Source organism: Rhizobium sp. SG570 (assembly GCF_012275345.1).
GTDB lineage: Bacteria > Pseudomonadota > Alphaproteobacteria > Rhizobiales > Rhizobiaceae > Rhizobium > Rhizobium lusitanum.
On sequence record NZ_JAAZQI010000008.1, the window covers coordinates 172,109 to 193,609 of the forward strand.

Consider the following 21,501-nt stretch of genomic DNA (forward strand, 5'->3'; position numbering starts at 1 on the left):
ACCATCTTGTCTCCCGCCGCACAATCAGAGCCTCCAGGCCGATCGGATGGCGACGGGATAGACGTCACCCGCCTTTACCACTTCACGGCTATAGGCCCTCAGCATCTGCCCGTCCGGCAACGAGAGCCGTATCGCGTAACGCTCGCCCTCATAGAGAACGGAAACGACCCGGCAGGAAATGCCCTGCGCGTCGGCGATCACATCCTCCGGCCGCACAAGGATATCGGCATGCTCAGAGGCGCCCTCCTGTTCATTCCAGATCTTCTTCAAGGCGGACCAATCGATGAGACGGGGCCGACCATCGGGCAGGATCAGCGACAGGATGGCGCCCTGCCCGACCAGGCTGCCGACCATCCGCCCTTCGGGCCGGGCATAGATCTCCGCCGGAGGCGCCACCTGCAATAGCCGCCCCTCGGACATGACGGCGACATCGGTCGCCAGCGCCATGGCTTCGCTCTGATCATGCGTCACGTAGACCATCGTGGCACCCGAGCGCTGATGAAATTCACGGAACGTCTCCTCCATCTCTTTCTTGAGATGACGGTCGAGATTGGCAAGCGGCTCATCGAGCAGCACGACGTCAGGCGATGTCACCAGGCAGCGCGCAAGCGCTACACGCTGGCGCTGGCCGCCGGAGAGATCGGCGGGCCGGCGCTCGGCATAGCCGGCCAAACGCACTGTGGCCAGCGCTTCACGCACCTTCTCGCGGTAACGTTCGCCGGAAATGCCACGCACCTTCAGCGGATAGCCGACATTGTCTGCTACGTTCATATGTGGCCAGAGCGCATAGGACTGGAACACCATCGCCATGTTGCGCCGCTCCGGCGGCAGCATGTTCGCCGCATCCGCCAACAATCGTTCGCCGAGATGAATGGACCCATCCGTCGGCTGTTCGAAGCCGGCTATCATTCTGAGCACGGTCGTCTTGCCGCAGCCGGAGGGGCCTAGCAGCGCCAGGAAACCGCCCTCGCGCACGTCGAGTGAGAGTGCATTGACGGCGGCGCGGCCGCCCGTGCCGAAATCCTTGCAGAGGTGGTTGAGGATCAGCTTCGCCACGGCACCACTCCTTTTGGCAGGCGCTTGGCCATGACTTCGAGCAGCACCATCATGATCACGACCATGGCAATGACGATGACGGACATGGCAGAGGCAAGATCGGCGCTGCCGCCATCGTCGAGATTGTAGATGACGACGCCGAGCGTCTGCGTGCCCGCCGACCAGAGCAGCGCCGAAACCGTCAGCTCGTTGCAGGCAATGAGGAAAACCAGGATCACGGACGCGCCCGCCGCCGGCGCGATCAGTGGCACGATGATATCCGCAAGGCGGCGGAAGAAGCCGGCGCCCGAAAGACGGGCCGCCTCTTCCAGCGCCGGATCGAGCTGCAGGAAAGCGCTCATGACCGGCTTCAAGCTGACGGCGAAGTAGGCGGAGAAATAGGCCAGCAGAATGATCCAGATCGTGCCGTAGAGCGTGACGTTGAGGATCGGCAGAGGTGCTGCAAACACCAGAATGAAGCAGACGGCGATGATGATGCCGGGGAGTGCGTAGGGTATCTCGATCAGGCCGCCGACGATGCGGCTCAGCGTGTCCTTGCGCCGCGTCAGCGCATAGGCGGCAAGAATTGTCACCAGCAGGAGACCGAGCGCCGTCGTCGCGGCGAGAAACAGGGAATTGGAAAAGGCCGTGCGTGTCACCGTCTGCCGAAACAGGATTTCCACGAAGGCGTTCAGCGACGCCGTCTTGAACGTCAGCGGCACGCCATAGGTCGGCACCAACGCGCCTGCAACCAGCGCCAGAAAAGGCGCCACGAGCATAACGAACAGGATCGCCCAGAGCACCGGCACGGCAACATAACTCCAGCGGCCGAGCGAAAAGGCAGCAGACGCGCCGGAAAGGCCGATGACACGATAGTCCCGCCCTTTCAACGCCTTGGCCTGCACCGCAAGTCCCGCAACGGCGATGACGGCGATCATGGTCGAAAGCACGGCGATATCGCCGAAAGTCCGTGGGCCGAAATTGGAGAATTTCGTGAAGATGAGGGTCGACAGCGTATAGATCGAGGCGGGAATACCAAGGATCGCCGGAATGCCGAAATTGCCGATCGAGGAGACGAAGGCGATTGCCGCACCGGCAATGACGCCGGGCAGCGACAGAGGCAGGATGATATCCCTGAAGACGCACAGGCCCGAGGCTCCCGAAAGCCTTGCCGCCTCAACGCCATCGCGTGGGAGTGCCATCAATCCGGCCCTGAGCGCCAGATAGACCAGCGGCGCATGCTGCACGCCGTAGAGAAGCGCGATGCCGCCGATGGAATAGAGCGGCTGCGGCGAGCCGAGCGGCGGCGCGATATGCAGCGCCTTCAGCAGCGGGCTCGACGGACCGGACATCTGCACCCAGGCAAGCGCCGTCACCTGCGGCGGGATCATCATCGGCAGTACGAAGAGGAAGCCGAGCGCGCCCCTGCCCGGCATGTCGGTCAATGTCAGCAGGAATGCGAAGAGGCAGCCGAGAGCCACGGAAATGATCGTGCCCAGCACGGCCGTTTCGATCGTGTACCAGGTGGAGCGCCACAGCGCGGGATCGGTGATGAGCTCATAGGTGCCGCCGCGCAGCAGCGCCTCGATGCCAACCATCGCCAGCCGTGCCAGCGGCAGAACGCTAAGCAGCAGCACGACGGCAACAACAAAAGGAAACAGCCAGGCCGGCTGGCTGTTTCCCTTACGCACATATCCGTACATTTAAAATCCGGGCCGGATCACTTCGACTTGAAGTAGGTGGAGAAAGTCTTCAGGTCTTGATCCGTATTCTTGAGAGCAGCGGCGGCATTCAACGGCAAAAGCTTGATGCTGTCACGTGCCGGAAAACCTTGCGGCAGCGGCGTGCCGTTGCGGGCCGGAATATAGCCGAGCTTCAGGAAGCCTTCCTGGCCCTTTTCGGACAGGACGTAATCGACGAACGTCTTGGCGGCGTCGGCATGCTGCGTGCTGGCGAGGATGCCGACCGGCTCCGTCACGGCCGAAACGCCTTCGGTCGGGAAAACGAATTCTAGCGGCGCGCCCTTGGCCTTTTCGCGGATCGGCATGTAGTCGACGATCATGCCATAGGCCTTCTCGCCAGAGGCGACCGCCTTGAGCACTGCGCCGTTGCCGCCCGAAGCGATAGCGCCGTTGTCGGCAAGATTCTTGTAATAGTCCCAGCCCAGGCTGCCGACGCCGGCGAGCGTCTGTGCGTGAATGAGAGCGGCACCCGAAGCAAGCGGGCTCGGCATGGCGACGAGACCTTTCGCTTCCGGCTTGACCAGATCCTGCCAGCTGGCCGGCTTCATCGAAGCGGCTGTGTTGTAGACGATGCCTGTGGTGATCAGCTTGGTGGAATAATAGTAGCCATCGGCATCGTAGAGCGACGCGTCGTAGTTCGCGGCTTCCGGCGACTTGTAGGCCAGCAGCTTGCCGGCTTCCTTCAGGCGCTCCAGCGTCACCGTGTCGGCAATCAAGAGAACATCGGCAGCGGGAGCGCCGGCCTGCATTTCCGCCTGCAACTTGGCGATGATCTGCGGCGTGCCGTCACGAACCCAATCGACCTTGATGCCCGGATTGGCAGCCATGAAACCATCGACGGTCGCCTGCGCGTCGGCGTTCGGCTGGCTGGTATAGAGGACGAGGTCGGCGGCGGTGGCGGTGCCGGAGAAAAGAGCGGCGGCCAGCAGGCCGGCGAAGGCGGAAACAAAGGTCTTCATGAGACGTCCTCGGCTAGATTGTAGGAAGGTTCCTTAGACGTGCGGCTTAACATGATTGTGACAGTTGAATTTGAAGAAGATGCGTTTCATATGATGATTAAACCTTGACCGTCGGCGCCTCACGCTATTTCTTGACACTCGAATTTCAGATGGGATCCGGGAGGACATATCCATGGAATATCGCCTGCTTGGCCGCTCCGGCCTCAAAGTTTCCACCATCACCATGGGCACGATGACCTTCGGCGGGGTCGGCTGGGCAAAGACCGTCGGCGATCTCGGCGTCAAGGATGCAAAGAAGCTCGTGGACATGTGCGTCGATGCAGGCGTCAACCTGCTGGACACGGCCGATGTCTACTCGCAGGGCGCGTCTGAGGAAATCCTCGGCGAGATCATCGGCGGCCCGCGCAAGGACGGCGTGCTCATCGCCACCAAGGCCCGCTTTCCCATGGGGCCTGGTGTCAACGATGTCGGCTCTTCCCGCCAGCATCTGATCCAGGCTTGCGAGGCAAGCTTGAAGCGCATGAAGACCGATGTCATTGACCTTTACCAGCTGCATGAATGGGACGGTCAGACGCCGCTGGAAGAGACGATGGAAGCGCTCGATACCTTGGTTCGCCAGGGCAAGATCCGCTACATCGGCTGCTCGAACTTTTCCGGCTGGCACATCATGAAGGCGCTTGGCGTCAGCGAGCGTGACAAGCGCGAACGTTTCGTCAGCCAGCAGATCCACTATACGCTGGAAGCCCGCGACGCCGAAAACGAGCTGGTTCCGATCAGCATCGACCAAGGGCTCGGCATCCTCGTCTGGAGCCCGATCGCCGGCGGGCTGCTGTCGGGCAAGCATCGCCGCAACCAGGCAACGCCTGAAGGCACGCGCCAGTTCGCCGGCTGGACGGAACCGCCGATACGCGACGAGAACCGCCTGTGGAATATCGTCGATACGCTGGTGGAGATTGCCGATGGCCGCGGCGTCTCGGCCGCACAGGTGGCGCTCGCCTGGCTGATCGGTCGCAAGGGCGTGACCTCGGTCATCATCGGCGGCCGCACGAAAGCCCAGTTCCAGGACAATCTCGCCAGCGCCGAACTGAAGCTAACCGATGAAGAACGCAAGCGTCTTGATGATGTCAGCCTGCCGCCGCTGATGTATCCCTATTGGCATCAGCGCAACACCGCCAGCGACCGTCTAAGCGAGGCCGACCTTTCGCTGATCGGCCCACATCTGGCGAAGTAAGAAACTGCTTCTCCCCCTCGGGGAGAAGGTGCCCAAAGGGCGGATGAGGAGGTGGCGCGGCACATTCAGCGTCCACCATAACGGTGCAGCGCCTTAACCAGCGCCCCGTCGATAAGCTGCGGAGCGCATCCTTCTCCCCATCGGGGAGAAGGTAAATCAGGCGGCCAATGCCCCGATCTCGCCTGATATCAACTTGCCGAGCCGCGAAATGCCCTCTTCGATCATCTCGTCATTGGCGCAGGAGAAGCTGACGCGGAATGTATTCGCACCAGTGCCGTCGGCGAAGAAGGCCTGACCGGGAACGAAGGCAACCTTCGCGGTTTCGAGCGATCTTGCCAGCAGCTTGGCGCCATCCATGCCCTTCGGCAGGGTGACCCACACGAACATGCCGCCCTGCGGCTTCGTCCAGCTCGTACCTTCAGGCATATACTTCGCAAGCGCCGCCAGCATGCAGTCGCGACGGTGGCTATAGGTCTTGCGGACCTTGGCAACCTGCGCATCAAAACCGCGTTCGGCGACCTGATGGATGGCGATCTGGTTGATCGTCGAGGAATGCAGGTCCGCCGCCTGCTTCATCAGCACCAGCTTGCGGATGACGGGCGCATTGGCAACGACGAAACCGACGCGAAGACCCGGCGCCAAGGTCTTGGAAAAGCTGCCGCAATAGATCGTCCGCGTGTCGTTGATATTCCCCTTGCGCGCGATCTCCAGCGCCAGGATCGGCGGGATCGCCTCACCATCGTAGCGCAGCGATTGATAGGCGGCGTCTTCGATGATGGCGATATCGAGCTCGTCGGCGAGGTCGATGAGTTTCTCGCGGGCAACCAGATCGACCGTTTCACCGGTCGGATTGGCAAAATCAGCCGAGAGATAGGCGAATTTGACCCTGCCTCCGGCCTTCGTGGCAGCGGCGCTATAGGAATCCGGCGTCCGGTTGCCGTTCGGCGTCAGCTGGTCATAGGTCGGCTCGTAAGCATTGAAGGCCTGCAGCGCGCCGAGATAGGTCGGCGCTGTCACAAGCGCCGTATCCTTCGGCGACAGAAAGAGCTTACCGAGATAATCGAGCCCCTGCTGCGAGCCGGAGACGATGAAGACGTTATCGAGTTCGCAGGGAACGCCGAGCACCTTCATCTGGCCAACCAGCCATTCGCGCAGTGGTTTGTAGCCTTCGCTGACTGAATATTGCAGGGCGGCATTGACGGTCGGGCCAGAAAAAATATCGGCATAGGCCTGCTTGAACTCTTGATCCGGAAACAGCGCAGGGTCGGGAATCCCACCGGCAAACGAGATGATATCCGGCCGCTCCAGCAGCTTCAGCAATTCGCGGATTTCGGAGGCGCGCATACGGCTCGAACGCGTCGCAAAGATATTTTCCCAATTCAACATGGGGCTTCCTCGTAATTTTTGGTCTTTCCAGCACAAGATCACGCAACAAAAGATAAGTCAACAATACTGACCTAATTTGTTTTCATTGCCTCTCAGAATCGCAATCTTTCCTGATAGGAATGAGCTTCTGAACCCGAGTAGTAGAGTCAAAAGAGATCATGAGTACGGATCCGACAACATCGTTTTACGCCGACAACGCTGCCCTCTATGCAGCGCGTAAACGCAATCTTCCGACAAGCCGACTCGACGCGTTTCTTGCCGCCCTTCCGGCCGGAGCGTCTATCCTTGAGCTGGGATGCGGAGCCGGTCAGGATGCGGCCTACATGCTATCGCGTGGCTTCGACGTCACGCCGACAGACGGTTCGGCAGAACTCGCCAATGAGGCTGAAAAGCTAATTGGCAGACCCGTCCGGATCATGCGGTTCGAGACCCTGGACGCCAGTGCCGCTTTTGACGGCATATGGGCGGAGGCCAACCTCCTTCATGTACCGCGATCGGACCTCCCAAATATCTTCGATCGGATTCTGCGTGCTTTGAAGGACGGCGGCATCTTCCATAGCAGCTTCAAGGCCGGCGCTGCTGAGGGGCACGACGCGCTCGCCCGCTACTACAATTATCCTTCGGCCGAATGGCTGGGGGCTCTTCTGAATGAAGGCGGATGGAGAGACATAGCGATAACCGAAGCGGACGGAGGTGGCTTCGACGGCAAGCCGACGAAATGGCTTTACGTCAAAGCACGGACATAGAAAAAGGCCGGAGCTTTCGCCCCGGCCCTCCATTCCGGCGGTGCCGAAAAGCTTAGTTGACGCTCTTGTCGACCAGCTTATTCTTGCCGATCCAGGGCATCATGCCGCGCAGCTTGGCGCCGACTTCCTCGATCTGGTGGCTGTCGTTGTTGCGGCGAATACCCTTGAAGCGGGCAGCACCCGAACGGTATTCCTGCATCCACTCGGAGGTGAACTTGCCGGTCTGGATGTCCTTCAGGACACGCTTCATCTCAGCCTTGGTCTCTTCGGTGATAATGCGCGGGCCGGTGACGTATTCGCCCCATTCGGCCGTGTTCGAGATCGAGTAGTTCATGTTGGCGATGCCGCCTTCATAGATCAGGTCGACGATCAGCTTCACTTCGTGCAGGCACTCGAAATAGGCCATTTCCGGAGCGTAACCGGCTTCGACCAGCGTTTCGAAACCAGCGCGGATAAGCTCGACGAGGCCGCCGCAAAGAACGACCTGTTCGCCGAAGAGGTCGGTTTCGCACTCTTCGCGGAAGTTGGTTTCGATGATGCCCGAACGGCCACCGCCGACGCCGCAAGCGTAGGAGAGAGCGAGTTCAAGCGCATTGCCGGAAGCATTCTGGTGAACGGCAACGAGGCAGGGAACGCCGCCGCCCTTCTGGTATTCGCCGCGAACCGTGTGGCCCGGGCCCTTCGGCGCGATCATGACGACGTCGACCGAAGCCTTCGGCTCGATGAGGCCGAAATGGACATTGAGGCCGTGAGCAAAGGCGATTGCAGCGCCGTCGCGGATGTTCGGAGCGATGTCGGCCTTGTAGATGTCGGCCTGCAGCTCGTCCGGGGTCGCCATCATCATGAGGTCGGCCCATGCGGCAGCTTCGGCAACGGTCATGACCTTGAAGCCATCGGCTTCAGCCTTCTTGATGGTCGGCGAACCGGCCTTCAGCGCAATCACAAGGTTCTGGGCGCCGCTGTCCTTGAGGTTCAGCGCATGAGCGCGGCCCTGGGAACCGTAGCCGATGACGGCGACCTTCTTCGACTTGATGAGGTTGAGATCGGCATCACGATCGTAATAGACGCGCATTGTTTGTCCTTCCCTTTGCTTGTCTGGGTATAATTTCGATGTCTCAGACGGTCGCCGCTGCTTCCGCCAAAACCTTTTCCGTGCCGTAAAGCTTGAGGAAGGCTGTAACAGCCCTCTCAGCCTGACGGCTGGAATCCTTCAAACCGGGCTCGCCGAGCAGCATGCGGACATGCAGATCGGAAACGATGAGCCCGTAAAGCGTGTGATATGCCTCGTCGGCATCGGTGAAACGGAGCAGCCCTGCCCGCTTGCCAGCGTCGATCAAGCCGCTGGCGCGGCGGTCGATCTGCCGGCGGCCGCGCTCCAGCAAAAGCTTGCCGAGCTTCGAGCCATCGCGGTTCGACTGGCCGATCGCCAGGCGGTTCAGCGCCAGCGAGACGTCGCCCGCCAGAACTTCCAGCAGATCGCGGGCGAAGACAACGAGATGATCATGCAGGCTCGACACCGTCAGCCGCTCGCCGTTGCGCTCGAAGGTGCGCACCTTGCTCGCCTGATAGGCGATCATCGCCGACAGCAAACCGTCACGGTCGCCGAACCATTTATAGAGACTTTCCTTGGAGCAATTGGCGGCGCGTGCGACGCCCGAGGTCGTCAGCGCCTTTTCGCCGCCGTCGACGAGCAGACGCAGCGCCTGCTCCAGAACGGCGTTCTGGCGCGGCGAAAACTCGCTCGACTGTCCTACTTCGCTCAGCACGATGGCCACTCCCAAATGCGTACCGTACGGTACGGTTCGTGCCGCGTTATGCAGCACGCCGAAGCGGTCGTCAAGCGGAATTCGTTGCTGCACTGCGCCAAAAATCGGAGCGCGCTTGTCATGGCCGGCGCGTAGCGGATAGAGCTTGCCGGCACATCCGTTTCCTTTCGAGATCCTTTGATGAAAGCCGCGTTCAACCTTCATTGCGAGACGTCACCTCCCCGCTTCCCGGCTGGCAGCGGCATGGGCGGGAGCAAACAGCGGGCACCTACCCGCATTGTAGGGATCTGCCTTGTGCTCGGCCTGTTTCCCCTTACAGTGTCGGCACATGCAACGACAAAGCCGCTTACCGGACCCGACGGACATTATTGCGGCAAGCTTCTATCTAGTGGGTTGCTGGTGGATGTCGAGACTTCGCTACAGGCCGACCCAAAGGGCCACATATCGGGGACCTATCGCTTCGATGATGACGGCAATACAACGGCCGGCACCTTGTCGGAAATCGGGACGGCTCACGGCACCGTACGAACGCTGCGTTGGTCCGACAAATATGGAATGGGTTCGCTGACGATCCGGTTCGATGCCGGCTACGGTCGTTTCGAGGGCCTGTGGGGACCTCAGGATGCCGTTCCCAGCTACACTTGGAACGGCGGCAATTGTGGCGCACCCATCAGCTAGGCCTATTCGGCCGCGACAGCACTATTGCGCATGGCCTCGACATCCTTGAGCGGCGGCAGGCCGTAAAGGCGGCTGTACTCGCGGCTGAATTGCGAGGGGCTCTGATAACCGACGCGATGGCCGGCCGAGCCGACGTCGAGCTGCTCGACGATCATCAGGCGACGCGCTTCGTGCAGGCGAAGCTGCTTCTGATACTGCATCGGCGACATGGCGGTGACAGCCTTGAAATGATGGTGCAGTGAGGAAACGCTCATGCCGACACGCTCAGCCAGTTCCTCGATGCGCAACGGCTGCTCGAAATTGCCGCGAAGCCAGGCAACGGCACGCGCCACCCGGTTGCTCTGGCTTTCCGCCATCGCGACCTGCAGCAGCCGGGGACCGTTCGGCCCGGTGAGCAGGCGATAAAGGATCTCCTGCTCGATCAATGGCGCCATGGCCGAAATATCCTCGGGCTGATCGAGCAATCTGAGCAGCCGCAACGAGGCATCGAGCAATTCTGGCGACGCCGCATTGACCGCAAGCCCACGCAAGGGCTCCGCCGTCACCGCTTGGCGTGGAACGTTGACGCGCGACAAAAGCTCCTTCAGGCGCTCACCGTCCAGCGCCATGCTGAAACAGAGATACGGCGTGTCACTGCGGACATTGGTTACCTGGCTCGATACGGGCAGGTCGAGGGCAGTCAAAATATACTCGCCGACACCGTAATGGTACGTATCAGTGCCAACAGTCAAAGTCTTCCGCCCCTGGACCACAATGGCGTAGCAAGGCCGATAAGCCCCATGCTGCCATACTGTCGCAGCCGACTGCCGGTATAGGTTGAGACCATCTATCGGCGTGCGGTATTCTCCGTCCTCCGTGGCGAAACGGGCAATGATGGATGCGAGTTCCTGATTGGGATTGAAGGGAAGTGTCATGCGCAACCAACTGTTTTTCGAGGAGCTGTTGAGGCTTATCTAGGGAACCTACCCCGAGTGCGAAAGGGTAGCCGCGCATTTAGATTCGCAGGATCGTACATAAAGCTTGCAGGATCGCTCTAACGCTCCGGTCCGCTCCCGATGCATAGTGCGCCATCCCAATTCCACTCCCACCCCATCCGAAAACAAGGAAGTCTCCCATGCCTATCGCAAAGGGTTATGCTGCCACCGACGCGTCGAAGCCGCTCACGCCGTTCACCTTCGAACGCCGCGAGCCGAACGACGACGATGTCGCGATCTCCGTCAAATATTGTGGTGTCTGCCATTCCGACATCCACCAGGCCCGCAATGAATGGGGCTTCTCCAAGTACCCGATGGTACCGGGCCATGAAGTCGCCGGCATCGTGACTGCCGTCGGCTCCAAGGTGACGAAATTCAAGGTCGGCGACCGCGTCGGCGTCGGCTGCTTCGTCGATTCCTGCACGACCTGCGCCACGCGCGACCTGGATTACGAACACTACATGCCTGGCCTCGTCCAGACCTATAACGACGTCGAAGCCGACGGCAAGACGCCGACTTTCGGCGGCTATTCCGACTCCATCGTCGTCAAGGAAGGCTATGTCCTCTCCTTCCCGGAGAATATCCCGCTCGACGCAGGTGCGCCGTTGCTTTGCGCCGGTATCACGCTCTATTCGCCGCTGCGTCATTGGAACGCCGGCCCGGGCAAGAAAGTCGCGATCGTCGGCATGGGCGGCCTCGGTCACATGGGGGTCAAGCTGGCGCATGCCATGGGCGCTGACGTGACGGTTCTGAGCCAAACGCTGTCGAAGAAGGAAGACGGCCTCAAGCTCGGCGCTGACCACTACTACGCCACCAGCGATGCCGAAACCTTTACCAAACTTGCAGGCAGCTTCGACCTTATCCTCAATACGGTCGGCACCGCCATCGACTGGAATGCCTACCTGAATCTCCTGAAATACGACGGCAGCATGGTGCTGCTCGGCGTTCCGGAACATGCCGTCCCGGTCCATGCCTTCTCGCTGATCCCTGGCCGTCGCAGCCTTTCCGGCTCGATGATCGGCTCGATCAAGGAAACCCAGGAAATGCTCGATTTCTGCGGCAAGCACAACATTGTCTCGGAGATCGAGGTGATCAATATCGATCAGGTCAATGAAGCCTATGAGCGCGTCCTGAAGAGCGACGTCCGCTACCGCTTCGTCATCGACATCGCATCGTTGGCCTAAGCGCCACCGCCTCATGACTTATAAGGAAAGGGCAGCCGCAGGGGCTGCCCTTTTTCATTCCTCGCGCATGGTTTCCTTCTGCGTGATCAGCCGAGCGCTGTGCTGCCGGCTGATATAGATCCACAGCCAGCTCCAGGCGACCGCGATGCGCCAGCGGGTGCCGATCAGGAAATAGATGTGGGCAAGGCCCCAGACCCACCAGGCGAGCCATCCCCTGAGCTTGATCCAGCCGAAATCGATGATCGCGGCACTCTTGCCGATCGTTGCAAGGCTGCCCTGATGCCGATAGCGAAACGGCCCGGGTGCCGGCTTGCCCGCCAGCTTCGCCTTGATGACCTTGGCGACATAATCTCCCTGCTGCTTGGCGGCCGGAGCGATCCCCGGCACCGGACTGCCATCCTCGCGCAGGACGGATGCGGTATCGCCGATGACAAAGATATCTTCCTTGCCCGGCGCCCGCAGCTCCTTGTCAACAACGGCGCGACCGGCGCGGTCGGCCGGGATATCCAGCCATTTCGCCGCCGGCGACGCTTCGACACCCGCCGCCCAGACGATTGTGCGGCATGGCACGAAGCTATCGCCGATCGTCACCCCTTCCGCACTGCAGGAGGTGACAGGTTTGCCGAAGCGGATGCCGACGCCGAGCGCCTCCAGCGCTTTGAGAGCATAGGTGGACAGGTCTTCGGCGAAGGCCGCCAGCACCCGCGGCCCGGCTTCCACCAGGATGATCCTTGCCTTGCTTGTGTCGATGTTGCGGAATTCCTTCGGCAGTGTCGTCCTTGCCAGTTCCGAGATGATGCCGGCCAGCTCGACGCCCGTGGGACCCGCGCCGACGATGGTGAAGGTCAGGAGCGCGTCGCGCACCGCCGGGTCGCTCTCCAGTTCCGCCTGCTCGAAGGCCAGCAGAACGCGGCGGCGGATGGTCGTCGCATCCTCCAGCGTTTTCAGGCCGGGCGCCACCGGCTCCCATTCGTCATGGCCGAAATAGGCGTGGGTCGCCCCCGTCGCCAGAACCAGCGTATCGTAGGCAATGGTCTGGCCGCCCTTCAGCAGCACCTGATGCGCCTCGCTGTCGACGCCGACGACCTCAGCCAGCAACGTCGTCACCTCGGGCCGATCCCTGAAGAAGCTGCGGATCGGCCAGGCGATTTCGGAGGTCGCAAGCAAGGTGGTCGCGACCTGATAGAGAAGCGGCTGAAACAGATGGTGGTTGCGCCGATCGATCAGCGTGATGCGGACAGGCGCACCCTTCAGATCATTGGCGAGTTGCAAACCGCCAAAACCGCCCCCGACGATGACAACGTGATAATCCTGCATGGCGACCCCTCATGTCTACGGTTCATCGAAAACGTAGAGTTGCGAAAGATGAGCGGCAATCATCTTTTATGCATGGCACCCCTGCGGCCGCCAGCTCTGATACAAGTTAAGATGGTTTCGTCGACTGCGCTTGTTGGATGAGATTGAATGTTTCACGCGCCTCAGTGATACCAAGAAATTGAGGAGCATTTGAAAGCGCGGGAGTCCAGGCGCTTATGCCGTTGCGGCGGCCATAGCCAACTTGGGCATCGCTTCCAAAGCTGATTGTCCCCGTTCCATCGCCTCTCTGATCCAAATCAAGAGCCGGCAGCCTCTGCAACGGCAAGGTCAGAAGCTTGGAAAACCAGCCTTCGCGCAAGATTATTATGCGCTGATCGCTGACCGCATACTGTGTCCTGGCGCGAACAAACGCATCCAGCGCAAAACGGCCGATGATGAGGTACAGGCCAATTAATATAAACGGCACGCCCCATAATCTAAAAAAGAGCGGAGCATTGGCCTGGCGCATGGCCATACTTTCCCAGAAGACTGCAAAACCGCCCCATATGAGCGAAAACGGCACTTGCAGCATGTCTTTCTTGCTAAACATGAGGCCTTGTTTCGGCCGGCCTAGCCACAACAACTTTTCATCGGGCAGAAAGTAGTTTTGAATATCTACATTGCTCATTGCGAATTGCCTCCACGGCGATAACCACGAATGTGATTGTACAACCCAAAAGCACTTGCTCCCCATGACACCTTTAACAAGGTGATATGCAAAATCAGCACGTGATTGTGGCGAACTTACTGCGCATAGCCGACGGGAACGGAAGCACCGCTTTTCAGCTCTTCCATCGAGATTGACGCCGAAACATCGAACAGCTCGACCCTGCGCACAAGCTGCTTGTAGACGACGTCGTAGTGCTCGACACGGGGCAGAACGATCTTCAGAATGTAGTCGTAGTTGCCGGTCAGCCGATGCGCCTCGACGATCTCGGGAATGTCGCCGATCGCCTTGCGGAACGTCTCTATCCATTCGTCGGCGTGATGCGCTGTTTTGATCATCGCATAGACCGTCGTCGGTACGCCCATCTTCTCGCGGTCGAGCACGACGATGCGCCTGGCGATGTGGCCGCTCTCCTCCAGCCGCTGGATGCGACGCGAACAGGCGGAGACCGACAGAGCCACGCGATCGGCAAGTTCCGTCACCGATATGCCGGCATCTGCCTGCAAAAATTCCAGAATCTTTCGGTCGCGCTCATCAAGCATGTGCAGAAATCCTTATCATCACGCCGTAATTTTGCACAAAACATGAAATATGCGCAAATCATTGCAGATTCAATTGCAGGCATCACAAAGTTTGCAAACACAAGGCGCATGAATTGCGGCACCATTCCTCCATTCACAGACAAGAGCGGAGAACAGCAATATGCGCACCATAGGCCTGATCGGCGGCATGAGTTTCGAGAGTTCGGCGGTCTATTATCGCCAGATCAACGAAATGGTTCGCGACCGGCTGGGCGGCCTCTCCTCCGCCGAACTGCTGATGTACTCGGTCAATTTCGAAGAGATCGTGGCCTTGCAGAAGGCCGGGCGCTGGGGTGATGCCGCCGCCCGCCTCGGCGATGCCGCACATCGCCTGCAGACAGCCGGCGCCGAATGCGTGCTCATCTGCACCAACACCATGCACCTGATCGCGCCGGAAGTTGCCGCCCGCATTTCCGTGCCGCTCATCCACATTATAGACGAAACCGCTGCCGCGCTGAAGGCTGCGGGTCGCGTCAAGCCGCTGCTGCTCGCCACACGCTACACCATGGAGCACGGTTTCTATGCCGAACGCATGGCTGAGAATGGCGTCTCCATCATGGTGCCCGGCCCCGAAGACCGCACGGTGACCCACGACATTATCTTCAACGAACTCTGCGCCGGCGTCATCAAGGACGAATCGCGCCGAAAGCTGCATGACATCATCGAGCGTGCCAAGGCCGAGGGCGCCGACAGCGTCATTCTCGGCTGCACCGAGATCTGCCTCATCCTCGATCCCAATGCGCTGATCCTGCCCGGCTTCGACACGACGACCATCCATGCTGAAGCTGCCGTCGATTTTGCTCTTGCGGAGGAAGGCGCCCGCAGTAGCCGCGCCGCATAGGTGAAAACCAACTTACTTGACTCAGTCCAATAGATGGTGGACATCGTCTCTTATATCCGAGGAGACGATGTTCCATGACTGTTGCTGCAGAATTCGCGACCATAGATGCCGTCCGCGACTTCAATCGCTTTTACACGAACTTTCTCGGCGTGCTGAACAAGGCCTATCTCGATAGCCCCTATACGCTGACGGATGCGCGCGTCCTGTTCGAAGTCGGCTCTCGCGGTGGCGTCGCCGCTTCGACACTGACGCGCGAGCTACATCTCGATCCCGCCTATCTCAGCCGCATCGTAAAGCGCTTTCGCGAGGAAGGGCTCATCGAGACGGAGCCCGACCCGAGCGATGCGCGCAGCCAGATCATGAATGTCACCGATAAGGGGCAGGCTCAGTTCGAGGAGTTCGTCCGCCGCTCCCGCACCCAGATCGCGGGATATTTCGACAGGCTTGCCATCGGCGAGCCCGAGCGCATCGTCGAAGCGATGCGGACGATCCAGGATACGCTCGGCACGGACCAGGCCGCTGCGCCCCCTGCCATCATCCGCGCCCCGCGGCCCGGTGACATCGGCTGGATCGTCCAAAGTCAGGCGCGGTTCTATACCGAGGAATTCGGCTGGGATCATCGGTTCGAGGCATTGGTCGCCGACGTCGCGGGCAAGTTCCTGTCCAACTTCAATCCGGCAAAGGACCGGTGCTGGATCGCCGAACGGAGCGGCCTGAATGTCGGCTCCGCCATGGTCGCCGACGGCGGCAATGGTGTCGCCAAGCTCCGGCTGCTCTACGTCGACAAGGCGGCGCGCGGCCTCGGCCTCGGCAAGCTTCTGGTCGACGAATGCATCCGCTTCTCGCGCGATGCCGGCTATGACAAACTTTCGCTGTGGACCAACGACATCCTCCATACCGCTCGCGGCATCTATGTCAAAGCCGGATTCAGGCTCGTCGCAGAGGAAAGGCATCGTATGTTCGGCCCGGAATTGAACGGCCAGACATGGGAGCTCGACCTGTGAGCATCGATCGGATGCGGAGATAGACAGGGTAAGGGTTGAGCCCTATCCTCGATACATCCCTGATTTGCATCGAGATATCCATCCATGATCGCCAGCGCCGATATCCTTATCCAGCCCATCGCCAGCGAGCACATCGAAGGCTTTCACAAGGCGCTCGACACCGTAGCGCGTGAGCGGAAGTACCTGACATTGCTCGAAGCATTCCCGCTGGAAGAGACGCGTGCCTTCGTGCTCGGCATGATCGTGAAAGGCAATCCGCAATTCGTTGCTTTGGCTGGCAGCGATGTTGTCGGCTGGTGCGATATCAGCCGACATACTTTCCCTTCCCATGCCCACGCAGGTCATCTTGGAATGGGAATCATCCCGTCCTATCGCGGTCAGGGTCTGGGCCGCAGGCTCATAGAAGCGACATTGCAGGCTGCCCGCGATACCGGTATCGAACGCGTGGAACTCAGCGTCCACGCCGACAACAGCCGGGCCATCGCGCTCTACGAAAAGGTCGGCTTTGTCCGGGAAGGGCTTGCGTGCAGAGCCGTGCGTATAGACGGGCACTACAAGGACGCGATCCATATGGCGATCATTTATCAATAGCGGCAACGAAACCCGCGATTTGCCTTCGTAGGATGCCCATCGTGAGCGACAATTCTGTTGCAACGCAAAAATCCGCTTGATTTGGAAACGATCATTTCCTAAAAGAGTCGCATGACAACGGACACCATCGATATCGCGCCCAGACTTCGCGGCCGCCCCAGGGAATTCGATATGAACGCAGCGCTCGACGAAGCACTGCGGGTCTTTTCGGAGCGCGGCTATTATGCCGCCTCGATCAGCGAATTGACTGAGGCCATGGGGCTGACCGCAGGCAGCGTCTACAAGGCTTTCGGCGACAAACGCGGCGTCTTCCTGGCCGCTTTCGATCGCTATCGTCATGTGCGCCAGCAACTGATCGACGAGTCTTTGGCGAGCGCCACAAACGGCTATGAGAAGCTGCGCGCATTGGTGACATTCTTCGCTGAAGCCTCGTGCGGCGAGGTCGGCAGAAGAGGCTGCCTCGTCGTCGGCAGCGCGACAGAACTCGCGCTCTTCGACGAGGAGGTCGCCGGCCGCGTCGGCGTCGCTTTCGATTTTGACGAGCGGCGTATCCTCGATCTGATCCACCTCGGACAAGCGGATGGTTCCATACCACAGCATGTCGATGCCGAGGGCGCCGCCTGCGCGATGCTCTGCCTCACGAAAGGCATGCGCGTAGTCGGAAAGACCGGCCGTAAGCATGAAACAATGCTCGCGGTTGCCGAGGTCACCATGAAACTGCTGGATTGATTTTTCGCTAGAATTTCGGGGAGCCCACTCTCCTGCCCGCCCCATCAAGGAATAAAGCCATGACTGCAAGTGCCGCCGCCAGGACCGAGAGCATGCCGCTCCCTGAGAAGACCATTTCGCCGCTGATGACCTTCATGTTCGCCGCCGCCTGCGGACTGGTGGCTGCCAATCTTTATTACGGTCAGCCGCTGGCCGGTCCCATCAGCCAGTCGCTCGGCTTCTCTCCGGCGGCAACCGGCCTGATCGTGACCCTGACCCAGATCGGCTATGGTCTCGGCCTGCTGCTGATCGTGCCGCTCGGCGATCTTTTGGAGAACCGTAAGCTGGTACTGACGCTGGTAGCGCTTGCGGCGATTGCACTTGTCGGCGCCGCCCTCGCCTGGTCGCCGTCGCTGTTCCTGCTCGCCTCGCTCTGTATCGGCCTCGCATCTGTCGCCGTGCAGGTCCTGGTGCCCTTCGCAGCCCATATGGCGCCGGATGCCAGCCGCGGCGCGGTCGTCGGTAACGTCATGAGCGGCCTGCTCTGCGGCATCATGCTGGCCCGCCCGGCGGCAAGCTTCCTGTCAGAACTCCTTTCGTGGCACGCCGTCTATATCGTCTCGGCCGCCATCATGATCGGTCTCGCCGTCATACTGCGCGTCGTGCTGCCGACCCGGGTACCGCATACGAGGCTGCATTACGGTCAGCTGCTCTCCTCCATGGGTCACCTCGCCCTGCATACGCCGGTGCTGCAGCGGCGCGCGCTCTATCAGGCCTGCATGTTCGGCGCCTTCAGCCTGTTCTGGACGACGACGCCGCTCTTGCTGGCCAGCCCCGCTTTCGGCCTGACGCAGAACGGCATTGCCCTCTTCGCGCTCGCCGGCGCGGCTGGCGCAGTCGCCTCGCCGATTGCCGGCCGGGTCGCCGATCGTGGCTGGACAAAACTTGCCACCGCCTTCGCCATGGCACTCGCCATCGTCGCCTTTTTTATCGGCCATGCCTCAGGCAGCGGTTCGCTGCTGGCACTGATCACGCTGACGCTCTCCGGCATCATGCTCGATTTCGGCGTGCAGACCAATCTTGTCCTCGGCCAACGCGCCATCTACGCGCTGAGCGCCGAACATCGCAGCCGGCTGAATGGCCTTTATATGGCAACCTTCTTTGGCGGCGGCGCCATCGGTTCGGCGCTCGGCGGCTGGGCCTATGCCGCCGGTGGCTGGAATCTCGCCTCGTGGTTCGGCATCGCCTTCCCGGTGATTGCGCTCCTCGCCTTCCTGACCGAGCGGGAAAAGTGATCAGGACGGCTGAGGAGCGGAAGCCCGCAGCCAGTCGCATTCGCTGAGGCCGGCGGCCGCAAAGGGATCGACCAAGGTGCCGGAAACGATCGCCGCGAGGATCTGCGGCGCCGGGGGCACCTTGGCGATGGTCGCCACCAGCCGATTCCGGATCCAGGCCAAAGCGGCCGAATCCGACTGATAAAATGGCGTGAATGCCAGCGACAGCAGCTGAAACAGCCGCACATGCATCCGTCGCGCTCCGGCATAGGCGGAAAGTGCTGTTTCTATCGTGTCATGGCTCGCAAGCGCATGCGCCAGCGCCGCCACATCAAGCAGCGCCATGTTGGCGCCCTGCCCGAGTTGCGGGCTGGTGGAGTGAGCCGCATCGCCGACGAAGACCGTTCGCCCGTTATAGGGTACTTTCACGGTGCGGTGCGCATAGCGCGCCAGCGTCAACTGCTCCCAATCCGTCACCTGCTCCAACAACGGCTCGCATTCAGGCCAGTAACCACGGATAGTCTGCTTCCAGCGATCGAGCCCGCGCCTGCGAACTTCGTCGACATCGGCGACCTTCAAGCTCCAGAACAAAGCCGCCTGCTTCGGCATATCCGGTTTTCTGCTGCCGATCGGCAGAACCCCGATCATCACGCTCGCCTTGTCGTAACGCTGCGTCAGCGCCGCCTGATCCACGAGCCCATCCGGACAATCGAGCGTCGCCCAGAAGGCGCCATAGACAAGATTGCGCGCCCGCGGCGCCCGCGGCAAAGCCGCTGCTAGCTCTGACCGCGCGCCGCTGGCATCGATGACAAGATCGTATGGTCCGAGACGCTCTCCACCCTCGACAGAGAGATAGCTGCGATCACCCTCTTCCATCACGCCTACGATCTTCTGTCCCGTGAAGATCGGGTGTCTCCGAGCAGAGACTTCATCGTAAAGCGTATCGAAAAGAGCCGCACGATGGACGCCGAGCCCATAGCGCCCGCTCGGCAGCGCGTTATAGCGCACGTCGAGGACCGTGCGGCCACGGGTGGTTTCCGTGCCGAACAAGCGGTCGATGCGGTTGCCGGTTGCGTGGATGGCCGGGCCGAGCCCGAGTGTTTCAAGCACGGTCAATCCGGTCGGCTGCAGCATCAGCGCCGAGCCGACCGGCGCCGGGCTGTCGAAGCGTTCGATGATGTCGGTCATATGACCGGCGCGCGTGAGAAAGAGAGAGGCGGCAAGGCCGGCAGGCCCGGCGCCGACAATGGCGATCTTCAAAGGCTTCACTGCGAGGCTCAGTCCGGCGATTGATCGAAACGGGCGCGCGCTGCGCGCACGGCCTCATGATTGGCCTCTGCCCAGTTCAAAAGCTGTGCCAGCGGCTGATACAGCGAATGGCCGAGATCGGTCATGCTGTATTCGACGCTCGGCGGCTTTGTCGGGAAAACCTCGCGGTCGATATAGCCGTCGCGCTGAAGGTCCCGTAGCGTCTGCGTCAACATACGCTGGGAAATATCGGGCACCAGACGGCGTAACTCGCCGAAGCGGTAAGGCCGCTTTGCCAACGTTTCCAGCAACAGCACTGACCACTTGCCGCCGATCTGCGATATCAAATCGCGCACAGGACAATTGCTGAAATCGAGATTGCTGAGGTCGACGTCGCGCAGCGGCGGATCTATGCTGCGCAGATTGACGACGGTGCTGGCGCTCATGCCGGTTCCCTTTTGGTAACTTGGAGCCGAAAAACTGCCTCCTTTACATCTAGAAGTCAATTCCTATTCTAGTGCTAGTCTCTTTTTGAGAGCAACCCAGACCCTTGCAATGCGCGGCGGTCAAACAAGGATAAAGACATGAGCAGCACTCTTCTCGTCACCGGTGCCGCAGGCCAGCTCGGCCAGCGCGTCATTCATCACCTGCTGGAGACATATAAGGTAGCCCCCGGCCGCATCATCGCTGCCACACGCAGCCCGGAGAAGCTTGCCGATCTCGCCGCCAAGGGCGTCATCACCCGCAAGGCCGATTTCGACGATGCCGCCACGCTGCCCGCCGCCTTTGCCGGCGTCGACCGCCTGCTGATCATCAGCACCGACGCACTCGCCGTTCCCGGTCTGCGCCTGAAGCAGCACACGGCTGCCGTCGAAGCTGCAAAGAAGGCTGGCGTGAAACACATCCTTTATACCTCCATGCCGGCTCCGGAAAACTCGCTTGTCTCCTTCGCACCCGACCATCTCGGCACGGAAAATGCCATCAAGGCGAGCGGTATCGGCTACACGATCCTGCGCGACGCCTGGTATTTCGACAACTATATGATGGGCTTGCCGCATAGTCTTGCCGTCGGCAAGTGGTACACAGCGACCGGCGGCGGCCGTACCAGCAACATCAGCCGCAACGATTGCGCGCTCGCTATCGCTGCAGCACTTGCCTCCGACACCACCGACAACGCGACCTATACGCTGACGGGCTCCACATCCCTGACGATCGAAGATGTCGCAAGCGTCGTCAGCAAGATCACCGGCCGTCCTCTGGAAGTCGTACAGGTCAACGACGAGCAGTTCGCCGCTGGCCTGACCGGCGCCGGCCTGCCGAAATTCGTGGTCGACATGCTCGTCTCCGCCGACGCCAACGCCCGCGCCGGCAAATTCGACATTCTCACCAACGACTTCAACAAGCTGACCGGCAAGGAGCCACAGACTCTGCGCAGCTTCGTCGAGGAACACAAGGCTGCATTGCTCGGTTGAGTTATTGGAGCGGCCAGGCAAGGCTTTTTTGCCGCAGCCTCAAGCATAGCCCCTCACC

General features: G+C 60.6%; 22 protein-coding genes. 10 read left to right on the forward strand and 12 right to left on the reverse strand.

Annotated features, from left to right (window positions below; genetic code table 11):
- Nucleotides 1-24: 24 nt before the first annotated feature.
- The 3 genes from FHT28_RS17770 to FHT28_RS17780 are packed head-to-tail and all read right to left on the reverse strand — an operon-like array spanning nt 25 to nt 3,736.
- The gene (locus tag FHT28_RS17770; RefSeq protein ID WP_168596922.1) at nt 25-1,056 is read right to left on the reverse strand and encodes an ABC transporter ATP-binding protein; all 1,032 of its coding nucleotides are present in this window, start codon (nt 1,054-1,056) and stop codon (nt 25-27) included.
- Entirely contained in the window at nt 1,044-2,738 is a 1,695-nt protein-coding gene (locus FHT28_RS17775) for an iron ABC transporter permease (protein ID WP_168596923.1), read from the reverse strand. Before FHT28_RS17775 ends, FHT28_RS17770 begins: the two co-directional genes overlap by 13 nt.
- Nucleotides 2,739-2,755: 17 nt before the next feature.
- A complete protein-coding gene (locus FHT28_RS17780; RefSeq protein ID WP_168596924.1) occupies nt 2,756-3,736 on the reverse strand; it encodes an ABC transporter substrate-binding protein in 981 nt (326 codons plus the stop codon).
- Between the two features lie 172 nt (nt 3,737-3,908).
- Between FHT28_RS17780 and FHT28_RS17785 the strand changes: the two genes are divergently transcribed.
- Entirely contained in the window at nt 3,909-4,967 is a 1,059-nt protein-coding gene (locus FHT28_RS17785; RefSeq protein ID WP_047557974.1) for an aldo/keto reductase, read from the forward strand.
- 156 nt (nt 4,968-5,123) lie between these two features.
- Here the strand turns inward: FHT28_RS17785 and FHT28_RS17790 are convergent, their stop codons facing one another.
- Nucleotides 5,124-6,353 carry a PLP-dependent aminotransferase family protein gene (locus FHT28_RS17790; RefSeq protein ID WP_113108163.1) on the reverse strand — a complete coding sequence of 410 codons (1,230 nt, stop codon included), beginning with the start codon at nt 6,351-6,353 and terminating at the stop codon, nt 5,124-5,126.
- A gap of 158 nt (nt 6,354-6,511) precedes the next feature.
- On the opposite strand from FHT28_RS17790, the gene FHT28_RS17795 reads away from it, so the two are divergent.
- Nucleotides 6,512-7,099, forward strand: coding sequence for a class I SAM-dependent methyltransferase (locus tag FHT28_RS17795; protein WP_168596925.1), 588 nt, complete (start codon nt 6,512-6,514; stop codon nt 7,097-7,099).
- 52 nt (nt 7,100-7,151) lie between these two features.
- On the opposite strand, the gene ilvC is transcribed toward FHT28_RS17795, so the two are convergent.
- Both ilvC and FHT28_RS17805 read right to left on the reverse strand, forming a co-directional pair.
- The gene (gene ilvC, locus FHT28_RS17800) at nt 7,152-8,171 is read right to left on the reverse strand and encodes a ketol-acid reductoisomerase (RefSeq protein WP_037202641.1); all 1,020 of its coding nucleotides are present in this window, start codon (nt 8,169-8,171) and stop codon (nt 7,152-7,154) included.
- A gap of 43 nt (nt 8,172-8,214) precedes the next feature.
- The gene (locus FHT28_RS17805) at nt 8,215-8,865 is read right to left on the reverse strand and encodes a TetR/AcrR family transcriptional regulator C-terminal domain-containing protein (protein WP_037202871.1); all 651 of its coding nucleotides are present in this window, start codon (nt 8,863-8,865) and stop codon (nt 8,215-8,217) included.
- A gap of 180 nt (nt 8,866-9,045) precedes the next feature.
- On the opposite strand from FHT28_RS17805, the gene FHT28_RS17810 reads away from it, so the two are divergent.
- Nucleotides 9,046-9,543 carry a hypothetical protein gene (locus FHT28_RS17810; protein ID WP_246704885.1) on the forward strand — a complete coding sequence of 166 codons (498 nt, stop codon included), beginning with the start codon at nt 9,046-9,048 and terminating at the stop codon, nt 9,541-9,543.
- A 2-nt stretch (nt 9,544-9,545) separates the two neighbouring features.
- Here the strand turns inward: FHT28_RS17810 and FHT28_RS17815 are convergent, their stop codons facing one another.
- Nucleotides 9,546-10,457 carry an AraC family transcriptional regulator gene (locus tag FHT28_RS17815; protein ID WP_168596926.1) on the reverse strand — a complete coding sequence of 304 codons (912 nt, stop codon included), beginning with the start codon at nt 10,455-10,457 and terminating at the stop codon, nt 9,546-9,548.
- Between the two features lie 200 nt (nt 10,458-10,657).
- Between FHT28_RS17815 and FHT28_RS17820 the strand changes: the two genes are divergently transcribed.
- On the forward strand, nt 10,658-11,701 hold the full coding sequence (locus tag FHT28_RS17820; protein WP_168596927.1) for an NAD(P)-dependent alcohol dehydrogenase: 1,044 nt from the start codon (nt 10,658-10,660) through the stop codon (nt 11,699-11,701).
- Nucleotides 11,702-11,755: 54 nt separating this feature from the next.
- On the opposite strand, the gene FHT28_RS17825 is transcribed toward FHT28_RS17820, so the two are convergent.
- The 3 genes from FHT28_RS17825 to FHT28_RS17835 form a co-directional block, all read right to left on the reverse strand.
- The gene (locus FHT28_RS17825) at nt 11,756-13,018 is read right to left on the reverse strand and encodes an NAD(P)/FAD-dependent oxidoreductase (RefSeq protein ID WP_168596928.1); all 1,263 of its coding nucleotides are present in this window, start codon (nt 13,016-13,018) and stop codon (nt 11,756-11,758) included.
- 106 nt (nt 13,019-13,124) lie between these two features.
- Nucleotides 13,125-13,685 carry a PH domain-containing protein gene (locus FHT28_RS17830; RefSeq protein WP_168596929.1) on the reverse strand — a complete coding sequence of 187 codons (561 nt, stop codon included), beginning with the start codon at nt 13,683-13,685 and terminating at the stop codon, nt 13,125-13,127.
- Nucleotides 13,686-13,801: 116 nt separating this feature from the next.
- Entirely contained in the window at nt 13,802-14,266 is a 465-nt protein-coding gene (locus tag FHT28_RS17835; protein WP_047557986.1) for an Lrp/AsnC family transcriptional regulator, read from the reverse strand.
- Between the two features lie 160 nt (nt 14,267-14,426).
- Between FHT28_RS17835 and FHT28_RS17840 the strand changes: the two genes are divergently transcribed.
- The 5 genes from FHT28_RS17840 to FHT28_RS17860 all read left to right on the forward strand — a co-directional run bounded on the left by FHT28_RS17840 (nt 14,427) and on the right by FHT28_RS17860 (nt 18,744).
- Nucleotides 14,427-15,146: an aspartate/glutamate racemase family protein gene (locus tag FHT28_RS17840; protein ID WP_037202648.1), complete on the forward strand. Its 720-nt coding sequence runs from the start codon at nt 14,427-14,429 to the stop codon at nt 15,144-15,146.
- A 74-nt stretch (nt 15,147-15,220) separates the two neighbouring features.
- A complete protein-coding gene (locus FHT28_RS17845; RefSeq protein WP_168596930.1) occupies nt 15,221-16,150 on the forward strand; it encodes a helix-turn-helix domain-containing GNAT family N-acetyltransferase in 930 nt (309 codons plus the stop codon).
- Nucleotides 16,151-16,234: 84 nt separating this feature from the next.
- The gene (locus FHT28_RS17850) at nt 16,235-16,741 is read left to right on the forward strand and encodes a GNAT family protein (protein WP_047557989.1); all 507 of its coding nucleotides are present in this window, start codon (nt 16,235-16,237) and stop codon (nt 16,739-16,741) included.
- Between the two features lie 111 nt (nt 16,742-16,852).
- Complete coding sequence (locus FHT28_RS17855; protein WP_113119325.1) at nt 16,853-17,470, forward strand: TetR/AcrR family transcriptional regulator; 618 nt, start codon at nt 16,853-16,855, stop codon at nt 17,468-17,470.
- A 59-nt stretch (nt 17,471-17,529) separates the two neighbouring features.
- Nucleotides 17,530-18,744 carry an MFS transporter gene (locus FHT28_RS17860; RefSeq protein ID WP_168596931.1) on the forward strand — a complete coding sequence of 405 codons (1,215 nt, stop codon included), beginning with the start codon at nt 17,530-17,532 and terminating at the stop codon, nt 18,742-18,744.
- Here the strand turns inward: FHT28_RS17860 and FHT28_RS17865 are convergent, their stop codons facing one another.
- Nucleotides 18,745-19,992, reverse strand: a complete 1,248-nt coding sequence (locus FHT28_RS17865) for an NAD(P)/FAD-dependent oxidoreductase (RefSeq protein WP_168596932.1) — start codon at nt 19,990-19,992, stop codon at nt 18,745-18,747.
- A gap of 8 nt (nt 19,993-20,000) precedes the next feature.
- Nucleotides 20,001-20,417, reverse strand: a complete 417-nt coding sequence (locus FHT28_RS17870; RefSeq protein WP_168596933.1) for a helix-turn-helix domain-containing protein — start codon at nt 20,415-20,417, stop codon at nt 20,001-20,003.
- A gap of 138 nt (nt 20,418-20,555) precedes the next feature.
- Here FHT28_RS17870 and FHT28_RS17875 point away from each other — a divergent pair, with 138 nt between their 5' ends.
- Nucleotides 20,556-21,443 (forward strand): SDR family oxidoreductase, encoded by an 888-nt coding sequence (locus tag FHT28_RS17875; RefSeq protein ID WP_168596934.1) that lies wholly within the window; start codon nt 20,556-20,558, stop codon nt 21,441-21,443.
- Nucleotides 21,444-21,501 lie beyond the last annotated feature (58 nt).